Annotated in this window: 12 protein-coding genes; 10 read left to right on the forward strand and 2 right to left on the reverse strand. The window is 38.9% G+C overall.

Annotation, left to right across the window (positions count from 1 at the left end):
- Window positions 1-407: 407 nt before the first annotated feature.
- The 3 genes from FD20_RS06325 to FD20_RS06335 all read left to right on the forward strand — a co-directional run bounded on the left by FD20_RS06325 (window position 408) and on the right by FD20_RS06335 (window position 7,519).
- Entirely contained in the window at window positions 408-2,456 is a 2,049-nt protein-coding gene (locus FD20_RS06325; protein ID WP_057736842.1) for a methyl-accepting chemotaxis protein, read from the forward strand.
- A 309-nt stretch (window positions 2,457-2,765) separates the two neighbouring features.
- Complete coding sequence (locus FD20_RS06330; RefSeq protein WP_057736987.1) at window positions 2,766-5,054, forward strand: ATP-binding cassette domain-containing protein; 2,289 nt, start codon at window positions 2,766-2,768, stop codon at window positions 5,052-5,054.
- A gap of 398 nt (window positions 5,055-5,452) precedes the next feature.
- The gene (locus tag FD20_RS06335) at window positions 5,453-7,519 is read left to right on the forward strand and encodes a methyl-accepting chemotaxis protein (protein ID WP_057736844.1); all 2,067 of its coding nucleotides are present in this window, start codon (window positions 5,453-5,455) and stop codon (window positions 7,517-7,519) included.
- Window positions 7,520-8,009: 490 nt separating this feature from the next.
- Here FD20_RS06335 and FD20_RS06340 read toward each other — a convergent pair whose 3' ends face one another.
- A complete protein-coding gene (locus tag FD20_RS06340) occupies window positions 8,010-8,768 on the reverse strand; it encodes an OmpA family protein (RefSeq protein WP_057736846.1) in 759 nt (252 codons plus the stop codon).
- Between the two features lie 17 nt (window positions 8,769-8,785).
- Window positions 8,786-9,571 (reverse strand): flagellar motor stator protein MotA, encoded by a 786-nt coding sequence (motA, locus tag FD20_RS06345; protein WP_057736848.1) that lies wholly within the window; start codon window positions 9,569-9,571, stop codon window positions 8,786-8,788.
- A gap of 492 nt (window positions 9,572-10,063) precedes the next feature.
- On the opposite strand from motA, the gene flgB reads away from it, so the two are divergent.
- The 7 genes from flgB to fliI are packed head-to-tail and all read left to right on the forward strand — an operon-like array spanning window position 10,064 to window position 15,926.
- Window positions 10,064-10,438, forward strand: coding sequence for a flagellar basal body rod protein FlgB (gene flgB, locus FD20_RS06350; protein ID WP_057736850.1), 375 nt, complete (start codon window positions 10,064-10,066; stop codon window positions 10,436-10,438).
- Window positions 10,439-10,455: 17 nt separating this feature from the next.
- A complete protein-coding gene (gene flgC, locus FD20_RS06355; protein WP_057736852.1) occupies window positions 10,456-10,899 on the forward strand; it encodes a flagellar basal body rod protein FlgC in 444 nt (147 codons plus the stop codon).
- Between the two features lie 17 nt (window positions 10,900-10,916).
- The gene (fliE, locus tag FD20_RS06360) at window positions 10,917-11,240 is read left to right on the forward strand and encodes a flagellar hook-basal body complex protein FliE (protein ID WP_057736853.1); all 324 of its coding nucleotides are present in this window, start codon (window positions 10,917-10,919) and stop codon (window positions 11,238-11,240) included.
- Window positions 11,241-11,263: 23 nt separating this feature from the next.
- Window positions 11,264-12,841: a flagellar basal-body MS-ring/collar protein FliF gene (gene fliF / locus FD20_RS06365; RefSeq protein ID WP_057736855.1), complete on the forward strand. Its 1,578-nt coding sequence runs from the start codon at window positions 11,264-11,266 to the stop codon at window positions 12,839-12,841.
- 16 nt (window positions 12,842-12,857) lie between these two features.
- A complete protein-coding gene (gene fliG, locus FD20_RS06370) occupies window positions 12,858-13,862 on the forward strand; it encodes a flagellar motor switch protein FliG (RefSeq protein ID WP_057736858.1) in 1,005 nt (334 codons plus the stop codon).
- Window positions 13,846-14,574, forward strand: coding sequence for a FliH/SctL family protein (locus FD20_RS06375; RefSeq protein WP_057736860.1), 729 nt, complete (start codon window positions 13,846-13,848; stop codon window positions 14,572-14,574). The genes fliG and FD20_RS06375 overlap by 17 nt, the downstream gene beginning before the upstream one ends.
- A gap of 5 nt (window positions 14,575-14,579) precedes the next feature.
- Window positions 14,580-15,926 (forward strand): flagellar protein export ATPase FliI, encoded by a 1,347-nt coding sequence (fliI, locus tag FD20_RS06380; protein ID WP_057736871.1) that lies wholly within the window; start codon window positions 14,580-14,582, stop codon window positions 15,924-15,926.
- Window positions 15,927-15,936: the final 10 nt, after the last annotated feature.

The following is a 15,936-nucleotide window of genomic DNA, read 5'->3' on the forward strand; positions in this document are numbered from 1 at the left end:
CGTAACTGCGAAAAAAACGCTAATCACAACATAGATTTTAGCATAATTTTAAGGGTTTGCTGGTATTGAATGCCCTTTTTTGTAAAAGGTTTCATATCGCAAATAGTCTTTGCTTAATAAACTACCCTTAACATGAGTTTTAGACGGAAAAACTGGTTTTAAACTTAAACCTGGAAACGCATTATCCTCAAGCTAATAGTGAAAAATATCGTTTTAAAAGGGCTTTCTTCTAAAGTGTAGTAACTGAAGCATATAGTGCTTTTTTATTTTTATACAAACAAATTTGCTTATAATTGTTAACTTTTCATTGTTTCCTCCGATATTAAAAGGTGTATGTTACTTTTCTTTTATGTTTTTGAGCTTTTAAACATTGAGATCTGAAATAAAAATAAAGGAGTCTATAATTCATGGAACAGAGGAATAAAAGCATCGGCGGTTTGGTTGCAACGGTTTTGATCATGACGGCCTTCATACCAATTCTTGTGATGCTGATGAGTTCATATCATAGTACGAAAAATCTTTTATTGGAGCGAACCTCCAATAGTCGCGAAAGTGCTGTTAAAACGGTATTGGATAGTCGGGATTCAATGAATGTATCAGCTAAGAAAGCATTGACGACATTAGCTGCAGAGGATCTTTTTAGAGATAATTTTGACATGAATAACATCAAAAAAATAATTTCAGCTGCAGAAAGCGAAAACGATGTGATGCTGGATACAATTTTTGTGAATTCTGAAGGAAAATATGTTTCAACTAAAAAGACGTTTTCAACTGGTTTTGATCCAACCACACGTTCTTGGTATAAGGGTGCGGTCAAGGATATTGGGCAGGTTTACTGGTCTAAACCATATTACGATAAGGCAGCTAAGAGCAATGTTATCAGTGTTTCTGAAGCAATGCGCAATTCTAAGGGCCAAGTCGGTGTTCTTTCATTCAGAGTTTTGTATGATGATGTTCAGCAGATTTTGGATCATTTAAATGTCGGGCGTACAGGTAATGCAATGCTGGTTGCGAACGACGGGACGGTTCTTGCTTCAAAAAATACAAAACTGATTGGCGAGAATGTCGGCAAAACGGCTGCGTTCAAAAAGGCATCTGCAGCCTCTTCAAATTCAGGTACGGTTTCAGTAACAGGGACGTCACCAGTTGAAAAGGTCTATTATAATCGTGGAAGCGATAATAATGGCACCTTTGCGATGGCGCAACTTGAAAAAAATGAGTTGACACCGGAACTGCATTCATTGGTTGAATCCTCAATCATTATACTTGTAATAATGCTGGTTCTTGCGATCTTAATGGCTATTATTTTTGTACGTGCTATTAAGCAAATTGTTAATACGCTTAGTTCATTTTTTGAAGAAGCAAGCAACGGTAGGTTCGAAAAAATCGTTCCTAAGCGACTGAAGGCTAAAAACTTCTTTGAAAGAAAAATTAATCAGTTCACTCATCCAGTTGAACATGGTAACGAGCCGCAGCGATTAGCCTATGAGTACAACAGTATGATTGATTCAGTCGGCGGGCTTATCCAAGATGTTCAAAAAGAAGGAACGAAAGTTGCTGAAATGTCGGAATCGTTACTGGAATTATCGAAGCAGACTAACACAGCTACGGAAGAAGTCGCTAAAACAATTACAGGAATAGCAGAGGTCACAAGCTCACAGGCTGAAGATACGCAAAAAGGTGTAACTCAGCTGCGCGATCTTTCGGAAACAATTCAAGAACTGCATACAAATATTCAGGATATGGGCAACAAATCTCAAGAATCAAGTGAAATGAACCAGGAAAATATTGATGTTACTGGTGAAGTCAATTCTAATTGGCATAGTGAATTAAACAAGATGGAAGAATTAATGCACGGTGTTGAAGAGATGAACAGCAACATTCAAAATATCAATAAAATTATCGGTGTTATTAATGAAATATCACATCAAACTAACCTGCTGGCTCTGAATGCTTCAATTGAAGCAGCCAGTGCGGGTGAATCAGGTAAGGGATTTGCTGTCGTTGCGTCAGAAATCAGAAAACTTTCTGATCAGAGCAAGGATTCCACTAAAGAAATTGAAACTATTATTGAAAAGATTCAAGGGCAATCTTCACAGATGGTTAAACAGACTTCAGACTCGCTGGCCGGTGGCGAAAAGCAGTCCGAACTGATTAAGAACGCAATTGAATCATCAAGGGATGTTTATTCTAAGGGGCTGAACATACTCGAAGGAATCCATCATATCGAAAAAGCAAGCGGACGTATTGAGGGGATTCAGAGTACAGTCTTAGAAAACCTCGAAAACATTTCGGCTTCAACGGAGGAAAACTCGGCAGGAACAGAAGAGGTTTCAGCTAATTCGGAAGAAGTGCTGGCAACAATGGAAGAATTTACAACACATGTTGCTGAATTAAAAAAGATTTCGGAGAGACTCGAAAAGAATTTAACGGAAGAATTCAAAATTATTGAATAGATTTTGTTCATAATTTGAGAAATCTGGGATTTTTAAGAATTAATGGTGTATTGCAAATAGAGTTTGACCATGAGTAATACAATACCTGCTGGGTGAAAGAGATTAACTTTTGGAATACTGTAATGCTAGGACTTGGGGATTTTTATACCCCAAGTCCTTTTTACAGGAATTAAACTATTTAAAAGAAGAGCTTTTTGCTCCAAAGAACATACTGCAAGTTGGTATTTGAATTACCTGAGAGTTAGTGTCAAAATTATTATGCAAGGGTACAATTCGTTATTTGGAGGGGTAAATGTGAAAAACGACAATATTTTCGAACATGGTTTTATTGAAGTTGAAGATGCTTGGCAAAATAATCTGCAGCATATCAACTTGAAAATACCAAAACAAAAAATCACAGTTTTTGTTGGATTATCTGGTTCCGGAAAATCATCGCTCGTTTTTGATACGGTGGCTGCAATGTCCCGACGTGAACTAAATGAGACCTTTCCAAGCTTCACACAGCAATATCTTCCCAAATTTGGTCAGCCTCACGTTGGTCGAATCAGTAATTTACCGGTCGCAATAGTAATCGAGCAAAAAAGATTAACTGGGAATGCACGCTCGACTTTAGCAACTTATACAGGAATTTATTCATTATTGCGTCTGTTATTTTCACGCATTGGTAAACCATTTGTGGGCTATTCAGATAGTTTCTCTTTTAATTTACCACAGGGAATGTGTCCTCGATGTCAAGGACTAGGATATGTTGATGAACTAGATGAAGATAAGCTTATCGACTCGACAAAGTCACTGAATGAAGGGGCAATCAAATTTGTCAGCTTCGGGCCAGATACGTGGCGCTGGAAAAGATATGCGAATAGTGGATTATTTGATAATGATAAACCAATTGCAGAATATACCTCGGCAGAATATGAGCTCTTAATGCACGCTCCTCAGCAAAAGCTGGCAGATCCACCGGAGGGATGGTATAAAACAGCCAAGTACGAGGGCTTGGTACCACGCATCAAACGTTCAATTCTTTACAGCAAGGAGGGGGAACACCACAAGGAAGCCCTTGCAGAAATTGTTGAGCGTAAGGTCTGTCCAGCATGCCAAGGCTTGCGTTTAAAGAAAAAAACACTAACGAATAAAATCGATGACTATAATATTTCCCAGGTTACGAGCATGGATCTGGTACATGTGATTTCGTTTTTGGATAAAATCACAGCACCTTTAGCAGTGGATGTAATTCGTGAACTACAAACAAAAATTCAGTCATTGATTGATATTGGTTTGGGATACCTAACACTTAACCGGAATACGGGAAGCCTATCAGGCGGCGAAGCACAACGAATAAAAATCGCTAAGTATCTGACTAGTTCTTTGGCTGATATGGTCTATGTCCTTGATGAGCCGAGTGTAGGATTGCACCCGCATGATATTAAACTGATCAAACAGGCATTGATAAGACTGCGTCAAAAGGGAAATACAATTATAGTTGTCGAGCACAATCCGTCTTTGATCTCTTTTGCAGATTACGTAATCGAAATGGGACCTAAAGCAGGAAAGGCAGGTGGAGAGGTCACTTTCAGCGGTACTTATTCTGAATTGCTAAAATCTGAAACTCTAACTGCACGTTGGCTGAAAAAACCGCGGCATTTTGGAAAAGAAAGAGAACCTGTAGGACAATTGTCCTTGAAACAAGTTACACTGCATAATTTAAAGGGGGTTAACACTGATTTCCCATTGGGAGTAATGACTGTAGTTTCCGGAGTAGCTGGTTCGGGGAAAAGTTCATTAATTGCAGCTTTGAAAAGTAGTTTAAAAGTGAATTATATCGATCTTGCACAAGCTCCAATGGGAGTAAATATCCGTTCGACACCGGCGACATACCTGAATATTTTGGACTATATTCGTCGCCTATTCGGGAAAGCCAATCATGTTTCGACCCAACTTTTCAGCTACAACAGCAAGGGTGCTTGTCCGCGCTGCAAGGGAAAAAGTGTAACTATTACTAATATGGCTTTTATGGATCCAGTTGTACAAGTGTGCGAGTTATGTCAGGGTAAACGTTATAATGATGAGGCCCTGCAATATCTTTATCATGGGAAAAATATTGCGGAAGTCCTAGCATTGCCAATCAAAGATGCGGCAGATTTTTTTGATGCTATTCCAGTTCTGAAAGATAAACTAACGAACTTGATGAGAGTTGGATTGGCGTACTTAACACTTGACCAACCGCTGACAACATTGTCAGGCGGGGAACTGCAGCGCCTGAAACTAGCATTTGAACTTGATAAAAAGGGTCAAATCTATCTCTTAGATGAACCCACAGCAGGTCTGCATTTGCAAGATACCGAGAAATTGATCAGATTGTTTAATGAACTGGTTGAACAAGGGAATACAGTTATTATTATCGAACATAATCTGGACGTAGTCATTGCTGCAGATTGGCTGATTGATGTCGGACCAGACGCAGGAATTTATGGCGGACAGATTACCTTTAGTGGGCGACCACACGATGCACCTAAGGCAAAAGGATCACGAACAGGGGCAGCTCTGAAAGAATTTCTTGGAAAATATACAGATGATGGATTAACTTCTGGAAAAGACTAAACAAGCAAAGGTTTTTTTTGAAAAATAATTATGGACTTGGATAGAGTTTGTTTGCTAAGCAATTTTTATTTGAAAGCTTGACGATTAGGACATGTTTATATGGAATCAACAAAGAGGCTGGCTCAAAATTAAATTTTTGAGCCAGCTCTATTTTTTTATAATTAAAAATATGTTGCATGACATCGTGGAAAAATTTTATCAATAAATATTCTTGTTTTTCTAAAAACAAATACTTAAGTTTTAATTATTTAAACCGATAATTTTTATATAGACAAAAGGGTCTGATTATTTTAGAGTAGCTCTTTGAACCAGCAACTGGTTTTCAGTACAGAGCTAGTTCAAAACTATTATGAAAGATAGTCCCTTTTGTGCTTGGACAAATTATAGGGGGCGTTTTAATGAAACGCGGTAAAAGCAAAAGTATTAACAAGGTAGTCACATTGATGTTACTATTAATTGCATTTATTCCAGTTTTGATAATGTCGATCAATCCATACGTGGCTACGAAAAAATTACTGATCAGTCGAAATCAGATTAACAAACAAAGTGCGACCGCAGTAGTTTTAGCTTCAACAGAAAACATGCGTCAATCTACTGAAACAGATTTAAAAAATTTGGCAAGTTTACCAGCTTTTAAGACCAAATTTAATTTGAAAGATATCCGAAGCAGTCTTTCAGCTGCGAAAAAGGGTAATTCGAACCTCCGTATGGTTGAGTTCGGCACGTCAGACGGTCGGACTGTTATTTTCCAAAAAGTACCTGCGGGATTTGATCCACGAACAAGGCCTTGGTACACAGGGGCTGTTAAGGATAATGGAACAGTTCATTGGACAGAGCCATATCGTGATATAACAACAGGCGATTATGTAACAACAGCCTCAATAATGGTGCACAATGGTCAAGGGCAGAGCGCAGTTTTAGGCCTCGATGTGTCATTTAAAGCAGTCCAAGAAACTGCAGCAGCATTGAAGATCGGTCGAACAGGAAGTGTAACCTTACTCTCAAAAAGCGGTCGTGTAATTGCAACAGGTGATCCATCGCATTCAGATGGGTACAAATCGGGTGAGGATATCAGCAAGACTGAATTATTTAAAAAAATGTCAAAAGCCAAGAAAACAAGTGGTGAACTCAATCTGTCTAACTCAAATAGTGTCAGTCAGGTTTCATATAATAGGCTTTACCCAGGCAGTACAATCTGGGCATATTCAAAGGTCCAAAAAAATGATTTGAGCAAGGAATTAAATACATTACTGAAAACAACAGCAATTGCTGCACTCATTATGCTGCTCTTAGTTGTAATTGTGACATTATTTACAACTAAGCTGATCCGAGAAACAGTTGCAGTCTTTACGTCTTACTTCAAACGGGGTAGCGAAGGCAAGCTTGTTCCGATTAAAGCTTCCGAAGATGGCAACAGAAAACGATTCAGTATGACAACTATCGCACGTAGGGTTGTTGAACCAGACGAAAATGGGAATGAAATCAATCAGATTTCATTTCAATATAATAGAATGGTCCGCTCAATAGGTAATTTGATTAAGGAAGTTCAGAACCAAAGTGATAAAGTGGCTGAAAAAGCAGATTCACTGCTGGAATTGTCGAAACAGACTAACACAGCTACAGAAGAAGTTGCACAGACAATCACAGGGATAGCAGAAGTAACAAGTTCACAGGCACAAGAGACGCAAAAGAGCGTTAAACAAATGCAAGATCTGACAGGTGTTATGGATGAGGCACGCAAAAATGCTGAACATTTGGCAGACAGGTCGAATGATGCTAAAAAACTCAATCAGGAAAATATTGAAATTGTAAGTGATATTACTAATGGTTGGGACAATGAATTGGTTAAATTGAGACAATTGATGGATAGAATTCAAGATATGGATGACAATATTCAGAACATTACCAAGATAATTAATGTTATCAATGACATTTCTCATCGAACAAATTTGCTGGCGTTGAATGCTTCCATCGAGGCAGCCACAGCAGGCGAGTCTGGAAAAGGATTCGCAGTTGTAGCAACTGAAATCAGAAAACTATCTGAGCAAAGCAAGACATCAACTAAAGAAATAGAAGAGATTGTTGATAAGATTCGTGAGCAATCTTCAGAAATGGTTCAGCAAACAACTGAATCAATTGCTGACAGCGATAAATTGACAACCAAGATGCAGCGTTCAAGTGATTCAACACAGGAAGTCTTTGAAAGCAATCAAGATGTAATCTCAGGGATCGGTCAAATGTTTGCTTCGAGCCAGAAAATCGAAGCAGTTCAGACTGAAGTTTTGGGGAATTTGGAAAATATTTCTGCTTCAACTGAAGAAAATTCAGCAGGGACAGAGGAAGTTTCAGCAAATTCAGAAGAGGTCCTGGCAACAATGGATGAGTTTACTAACCATGTAGGTGATTTGAAAGATGTTGCGGATGTATTGAAAAAAAATACAAACAAGTTCGACATTCAGGATTAATTAGAATTAAGCAGAGAAAATTGCGTTCTAAAACATAGTAATATTGAAAGTTTACACAAATGAAGATGGTTCAGTTGGAAATTGATTTTAGTTGATTTCTGACTGAACTTTTTTGTTCTGATCGATGTATCTTCATGCATTGGTTGAATGAAACATGTGATTTTAGTAACTAAGTTGTTAGTGAGATACAAAGTTTATCGCTGGCTGTATATTTCGTGGTTTACGTAAAAGGGCATTGAATTAACAGCAAGCCCAAGATTATGTTGGGAGAGCACACCAGGCTCTAGTATTTTCTTTTGATTACTGTAAGCGATAGTGGTACTAAAATGTGATTGAGATAACTGTTTCAGTTTCGGAGAAAGAAAATGAGGCTGGAAATCAAAGGAAGAGGTGAGCAAGAGAAATCATTAGTTAATTTCTGTGAATGCAAAAAGTTCTGGAACTAGGGGATACCTTAGGTCCAGAACTTTTTTATAGCCCAGATAAAATGTTAATTGTTTATACGCTGAATAATAACTTCAACTCTGCGATTTTGAGCGCGACCATCAGAAGTGTCATTTGAGGCTTTAGGCTTATTTTCACCATAAGCCTGAATTGAAACATTGTTTTCGGAAAAAACCTTTTTGGAAACAAAAAAGTTCATCACTGAAATAGCGCGCTCGGCACTCAGGTTCCAGTTTGAAGCAAAACGACCGTTTTTCCTGATAGGGACATTGTCGGTGTAACCGGCGATGATAACTGGATTATTGCTCAAAACCTGTAAATGAGGTGAAAGGCCTTCTAAGTTTTGCTGTACCTCAGGAGTCAGATCAGCGCTGCCTGAGGCAAATAAAGCATTACTGTTCATGGTAATGTGAATTCCATCACTTTGAAGTGTAACCGTGACATCGCTTTGAAGATTTGCTTGGGTGAAGTCTGTCTGAAGCTGTTGTTTAACGGCTTCTAATTGTTTGGTTTCTAGTTGCCGTTGTGTTTTAGCTTCTTGTGCAAGGGCGTGTGCTTCGCTGCTGGAAGTTTTTCCTTGCTCCTGTTTTACGACTGCTTTGGTGCCAATGATTGAATCTGATCCAGTTCCGGAACGGGTTGAAAGAATAGAATTGAATTCAGTTTTGATTTGTTGAAACTTCTTGTCATCAACCTTAGCCATTGCAAACAAAACGATGAACAAAGCAAGCAGAAGTGTCAGCATATCCGAGTATGGAAGAAGCCAACCTTCATCAACTTCCTCTTCTTTTTTTTTCTTTTTCACAGGGGTTCAACACCTTTTTATTCGTCTTCTTTGTCTTCTTCACTGTCATCGCTGCGATCACTTGGGTCAAGCATGCTGGAGAGCTTCTTCTCAATACTTTTAGATGATTGTCCTGCTTGAATTGCCATAACTCCTTCGAGCATGATTGTTAAAGCCTGCATTTCCTGCTCAGATTTAACTGTCAGGCGTGAACTGAAAGGAATTAAAATGACATATCCAAAAAAGATCCCAAATAGAGTTGCCACGAAAGCCGATGAAATCGAATGACCTAATGCGTCAACATTGTTTAAATTTCCAAGTGCCCCAATCAAACCGATCACGGCTCCCAAAACGCCCAAAGTGGGAGATGTGCTGCCAGCTGTTTTAAAAATTCCCGCACCCACATGATGTCTTTCTTCTATACCTTCGATCTCGTTTTCCATGATTTCGCGTATTTGTTCAGGTTCTATCCCGTCTACGACCATTTCAAGCCCATTTTTTAAAAATGGATTTTTCAATTTCTGGACTGGATCCTCTAATGCTAAAAGGCCATTGCGACGGGCTAAGTTCGACATCGTTACGATTTCTTGAATGATTCCAGCATAGTCATAATGTTGATTCTTTACTAGCACACCAAGTATTTTGGGGATTCTTTTCAATTCTTTACTGGGATAAGAGTTTACGATTGCGGCGATTATCCCAACGAAAATTATGATTACTGCTTCAGGATTGATCAAGACCGCAATGCTTGCACCCTTAGCAACCATTCCAACAACAATAGCTCCGACCCCTAAAAATATTCCGATGAATAAGAACAAGTCCATTACTAATTCCTCCTAAAACTAAATGACGATACTTGCGTATAAATACTATATCGGTCGGAAAAACCAAAAACTTAATATGAGAAATTGTAAAAATAATATTCACCTGTTTTTTTGAAAAGGGTAATAAAGGGGGAATAAATAAAGAATATATGTCGCGTGTGATGTGTTTATAGGAACAAAAGAGTTATATTATACTCTTTTAAGTTCAAAGTAATAATTAATATTAGAAATAAGAATAAGATATTCTCACTATAATACGTTTATTTGAATTGTATTATAACTAAATACTTTATTGAAGCTTTGCTTTTTAAAGTTTATGTGTATTAAAAACCCAGTATAAAAGCATTTTTGGTGTTGAAATAATTTTTTCTTTCAAGTATACTTTTTTAAGAATCTTTTAAAAAGGTTATATTTAATGTAAAATATTATCTTCTTTTTAACAAATTGAATAAAAAAGCCAAAAAAAATAACCACTTATTTAGGAGGGATCCGATGGGAACATATGATTTGCTAAAACAAGCTATGAATGTCTCAGCAACACGTTCACAGCTTATCTCGAGCAATATTGCGAATGTAAATACAGCCAACTATAAAACTAAAAGTGTTGATTTTGAAAATCAGTTGAACAAAGCAATAGGATCAAACGGTTTTAGTTTAGCGACAACTAATAAAAGGCATCTTCAAGCATCTGATCTTGTGACGCCAACTATTAAAACTAATTCAGATACGAGTGTTAAGGAAAATGGTAATAATGTCGATCTTGATGTTGAGATGATGAATCAAGCCACTAATGGTTTGTACTATAGTGCATTGGTTTCGCAATTAAACGGACGTTATCAGATGATGAATTATGTCTTGAATCATTAGAGAGAAGGTAAGTGTTGATGAGCATTTTTAACGGTTTAGCGATAAATACGAGTGGTTTAGCTCTGGAACGATTGAAATTAGATACAATTTCTACAAATATTGCAAATGTAAATACCACTAGAACAGCTGAAGGCGGACCTTACAAGCGAAAATCAGTTGAGTTCTCCGAAAATTTAAAAAATGCGCAGGAGACGGATTCTACCGGTACACAGCTCAAAGGGACTCCGCAGAGCTATGGGGTCAAAGTTACTGGAATTCAGACAGACAACACTGAAAAGACCAGTTATGATCCTTCCAATCCAGATGCAGATCAAAATGGTTATGTCCAAACATCGAATGTAAATATGGCTGATGAAATGGTCGATATGATCCAAGCTATGCGAACATATGAAGCTAATACTTCAGCTGCCGAGATGAATAAGACGATGCTGAAAAAGGCTCTAGAGATATCGAAGGATTAAGGAAATGAGGATGGAAAATGAACGGATTGACTAGTGTTTCAGGTTTACAGAATTATCAAAAGGCTTTAGAAAATGTGACGGATCTGAACAAATCCTCTGTCTTAGGAACACAGAACAGCGGCAAACAGTTTGGTGATTATTTAACAGATGCGGTTTCAAGCCTAAACAGTAATATGAAGACCATGGATGAAGGAACGACAGACATGATAAAGGGGGACCAAAGTGATTTAGGGAGTATTATGACCAAAATGACCGAAACCCAGCTATCATTGCAGACAGCAGTCCAAGTACGAAATAAGTGTCTTGATGCATATAATGATCTCAAAAATATGCAATTCTAAGGCCTATTGGGGGAAATAACTAAGTGTTTGATAAATTTAAAAATGGGTTGGGACGGTTAAGAGATCGCTGGCAATCGCAGAGTCGAATAAAAAAAGTATCGCTGTCGCTTGCACTCATCAGTATTTTTGCTGTTATTGGGATTGTCTATTACATGAACACCAGAGTTCAGTATGGTGTGTTGTTTACAGACTTGAGCGATGCAGATGCCGGAACGGTAACAAAGGAATTGAAGAGCGAAAATGTTCCATACAAGCTAACGGACGATGGAAAAACGATTATGATCGATCAGAATAAGGTAGATCAAACGCGGATAGATTTAGCTGTTGATAATAAGCTGCCGAACAGTTCGACTGGGTTCGAGTTATTCGACAATACAAATGTTATGACGACAGACGAAGATCGCAAAGTTATGTATCAACGAGCTGTGACGGGTGAGCTTGAACGAGCAATTGAGTCACTGAATGACGTTGAAAAAGCCAAGGTTATGCTTGTAACACCTAAACAGAGTGTTTTTGATGATGATGGAAAAGAAAAAAAAGCCAAAGCATCTGTTGTTTTGACGCTTAAAGGAAGCGGGCTCACTGATTCAGCTGTCCAAGGTATTGTTGCACTGACCGCTGGAGCGGTAGAAAATTTGAGTCCGCAGAATGTCAAAGTTGTAGATAGTAACGGGGAGTTGCTATCAGGTAACAGCAGTGATGACAACCAGATGTCAAATTACAGCACGAAATATATGGGCATCAAAAAAGCCTATGAAAAAATGCTTGAAGATAAGATCAATAAATTGCTTCAACCCATATATGGGACAAACAAACTCAGAGTTTCGGTTAATCTTGATTTGAATTTTGATTCGATCGAAAGAAAAATGGTTACATACAATAATCCTAAGATTAGAAGCGAGAATGTTCAGACGACTGGAAATGGTCAGGCAACACAGAATACGCAAACAGGCGAAGCAAATAATAATGCTTCAAATGTAACGGGCAGCAGTAGCAGCAGCGATAATGGTTCTTACAGCAGGAGTGTCAACAACGAGTTAGACACACAGACAACAAAGGTTATCAGTGCACCAGGTTCAATCAAGAGAATGACGAGTTCGGTCGTGGTTAATGGAGACTTGTCGCAAAATGATCAGAATCAAATCAAGACACTTGTTTCTTCGGCTATTGGTTTTGACCAAGGCAGAGGAGATGCGATCAATGTCCAGGGAATTGATTTTGTAAAACGCAGAAAAAGCACAGATGATAACACAAAATCTAAAAAGAAAAAGTCAAATATTTGGCTATATGTTGGAGCCGGTGCAGGGGCACTACTGCTGATCGGTTCGATTATAGGTACCATCCTAGTTATTAGAAAAAGACGGCAGAACAAAGAGGATGAGTATTATGAAGATGCAGATATAACTCAGCCGACAGAGCAGCAAAGTGAAGAAGCAACTGAGACGCAGCCGGAAAAAACGGCAGAAGAAAAAAAGGCGTTGGAACTTGCAGTTAAACGTGAAAAAGCTCAAAAAGACAAGGATGAGAAAGCTAAAGATTACGCTGATAAACATCCTGAAGAAGTAGCCGATCTACTCAAAGCATGGATGAAAGAAAAATAGATGTGGGGTAAGCGAAATGGATTCAATTGAAGGTATTAAAAAGGCAGCAATCTTATTGATTTCGCTTGGGTCGGAAACGTCATCTAAGATCATGAAGTTGCTCCCAGAAAATTTTATTCAAAAAGTAAGTTATGAAATTGCAAATACAGATGCTGTCAGTCCTGAACAGCGCGAAAAGGTTTTGGAAGAGTTTGTTAATACTGCTGCGGCTAAACAATATGTTCTTGATGGCGGAATCGATTATGCCAAGAACTTATTGAATCAAGCTTTAGGCCCTCAAAAGGCCAAAGAAATCATTGATCTTCTAAATCAGATTCAATTAAGGGAGAGACCATTCAATATTGCTCGCAAAGCCGATACACAGCAGTTAGTTAATTTGCTAGTTGATGAACATCCGCAGACGGTTGCATTGATTATGTGCTATATGCAGCCAGATAAGGCCGCAGATGTTTTGTCACAATTCCCGATGGATTTTCAAGTTGATGTTGCAGAACGCATCGGAACGATTACGAGTACTTCGCCTAAAATCGTTAAACGAATTGAGAAAGTTATTGAAAACAAGTTCTCGAACTATGCTGAAAATGATACTGAGAATGTCGGTGGTGTTCATACCTTGGTTGATATCTTGAATTCGGCAAGTCGAAGCACGGAGAAGAACATTATTAATGACCTCGATGTTCGCCAACCTGAATTGGCTAGTGAAGTTAAAGCCAGTCTCTTCACCTTCGAAGATATTATCACGCTTGAAAAAATGGATGTTCAAAAAGTCTTGCGGGATGTCGATAATGATGTTCTTGTATTGGCCTTGAAGGGTACGACCGAGGATATCCAGAACTTTATCTTCGAAAATCTTTCGAGCCGCGCGGTTGAAAATCTTAAAGAAGAACTTGAATTTATGGGACCAACACGTTTGTCGGCAGTAGAAGAAGCACAGCAAACCATTGTTGGGGTTATTCGCAAATTAGATGAAGCCGGTGAGATTTATATTGGAAGAGGGGAGCAGGATGCAGTCATCAAGTAATAATCTGTTGAAGCAAACCAGTATTTCTAAAATTAAAAATCCAAAATCAATTGTTACAAAAGCAGTTGCTAAAACACACCCGAAAAAAAAGAAGTTGACGCCTGCAAATGCACCTAGTGCGAATGTTCTGAGTTCAGGCCAGCAAAAGAGTATGGAGATTATCAGACAAAAGATAATTGGCAGTGCTAAAGAAGAAGCAGTCAGAATTAAGGACGAAGCTTACCATCAGGCTAAAGAAGAAGGCTATCGTGATGGTTACCAAGAAGGCGAACTTGAAGGCGAAAAAGCCGCACAAGAACTGACGCAACAAGCTAAGAAAAATCTGGTGGAAACAGTAAATAGTACAAAACAATATATTGCGGCAGAACGAAACAAAATCATTTCATTTGCGATTGAAATGGCAGAGATATTGGTGAAACATGAGCTGGACAAGGATAGTGGGGAACTTTTGCCCTTGCTTGATCCGATTCTTTTCAAGCTGGAGAAACCGGATCAAGTCATTACGATCCATGCTAATCCACGCTACCACGAGGTATTGGTAAAGAAAATGGAAACAAAGAAAAAAGAGACAGCCAACTTGAGATATATTGTTTTAGATAATCTGAAACTGTCGCCTTATGAAGTAACGGTGGAGTCCACGGAATCATTTGAAACATTTGATCTTCAGGAAGAACTGCACAAATTCCTACAGCAAATACAAGAAACTGAGTGATTAATATGGAATTTAAACTAAATTTAGATGATTATCTCGAAAAGGCAAAAGAACATGAATTCTACACTTCATACGGTAAGGTCAGTGAAATTGTCGGATTGATCATTAAAGTTGAAGGCATGGATGTTTTCATGGGTGAGATCTGCAAGGTAATGATCAATGGCGGTAAAAAAGTCGCATTGACAGAAGTTGTGGGTTTTATCAAAGAAACAGTGCTGCTGATGCCGCTGGATGAACTTGAAGGAATTGGTCCCGGCTGTTTAGTCAAAGCAACAGGTAAAGTACTGACAGTCAAAGTTAGCGATGAATTACTTGGACACACTCTTGACGGGCTAGGAAGACCATTTGATCAGGAGGTCGATACTGCGAAGCTGATAGATTATCCAGTTATTCAGGATTCGCCGGATCCGTTTCAACGCAAAAAGATTGATGCAGTTCTAGGTACGGGAGTTAGAGCGATTGATGGTTTACTGACAGTCGGTGAAGGACAGCGAATAGGGGTCTTTGCCGGCAGCGGTGTTGGTAAAAGTACACTTTTGGGAATGATTGCCAAGTATTGTGAAGCGGATGTAATTGTTATTGGTCTGATCGGTGAGCGTGGCCGCGAGGTTAGAGAGTTCATTGAAAATGATCTGGGGCCTGAAGGATATCGCAAGTCAGTTGTTGTCTGCGCTACTTCTGATATGCCGCCGCTCGTGCGCTTAAAGGGGGCTCATGTTGCGACTGCAATTGCCGAGTACTATCGTGATCAAGGCAAAAAAGTGGTACTCATGATGGATTCGGTGACCCGATTCGCGATGGCACAGCGAGAAATAGGACTATCAACAGGGGAACCGCCAACAACGAAAGGGTACACCCCTTCAGTTTTTGCAGCACTTCCCAAGCTGCTTGAACGCAGCGGGACCTCTTATAAAGGTTCGATCACAGCATTTTATACGGTTTTGGTTGAGGGCGATGATATGAACGAGCCGATCGCTGATGCGGTTCGCGGTATTCTTGACGGACATATCATTCTTTCACGCAAAATAGCAGCACACAATCATTATCCGGCAATTGATGTTCAGAATAGTCTGAGCCGCTTAATGAAATCATTAGTTACCGAACAGCATTATCAGCATGCAAGTGAGCTGCGCGAGAACATGTCAGTCTATGCTGATTCGAAGGATCTGATCGATATTGGTGCTTATAAAGCAGGATCCAATGCAGTCATTGATTATGCCATTTCTTTGCATCATCCGATTGACGATTTCCTCTGCCAAAAGGTTGATGAGCATTCCACATATGAGCAGACATTAAGTCAACTAGACGGTTTGTTCAGTGATGTAACTTCACTTGAAGGGCAGCGCCAATAGTATATTGAGG

Source organism: Liquorilactobacillus uvarum DSM 19971 (assembly GCF_001434935.1).
Lineage (GTDB): Bacteria > Bacillota > Bacilli > Lactobacillales > Lactobacillaceae > Liquorilactobacillus > Liquorilactobacillus uvarum.

Coding starts and splice junctions, on each gene's coding strand:
- fliE (WP_057736853.1), top strand. CDS start 10,917: ATGAACGGATTGACTAGTGTTTCAGGTTTACAGAATTATCAAAAGGCT.
- FD20_RS06325 (WP_057736842.1), top strand. CDS start 408: ATGGAACAGAGGAATAAAAGCATCGGCGGTTTGGTTGCAACGGTTTTG.
- FD20_RS06335 (WP_057736844.1), top strand. CDS start 5,453: ATGAAACGCGGTAAAAGCAAAAGTATTAACAAGGTAGTCACATTGATG.
- fliG (WP_057736858.1), top strand. CDS start 12,858: ATGGATTCAATTGAAGGTATTAAAAAGGCAGCAATCTTATTGATTTCG.
- flgB (WP_057736850.1), top strand. CDS start 10,064: ATGGGAACATATGATTTGCTAAAACAAGCTATGAATGTCTCAGCAACA.
- fliI (WP_057736871.1), top strand. CDS start 14,580: ATGGAATTTAAACTAAATTTAGATGATTATCTCGAAAAGGCAAAAGAA.
- flgC (WP_057736852.1), top strand. CDS start 10,456: ATGAGCATTTTTAACGGTTTAGCGATAAATACGAGTGGTTTAGCTCTG.
- motA (WP_057736848.1), bottom strand. CDS start 9,571: ATGGACTTGTTCTTATTCATCGGAATATTTTTAGGGGTCGGAGCTATT.
- FD20_RS06375 (WP_057736860.1), top strand. CDS start 13,846: ATGCAGTCATCAAGTAATAATCTGTTGAAGCAAACCAGTATTTCTAAA.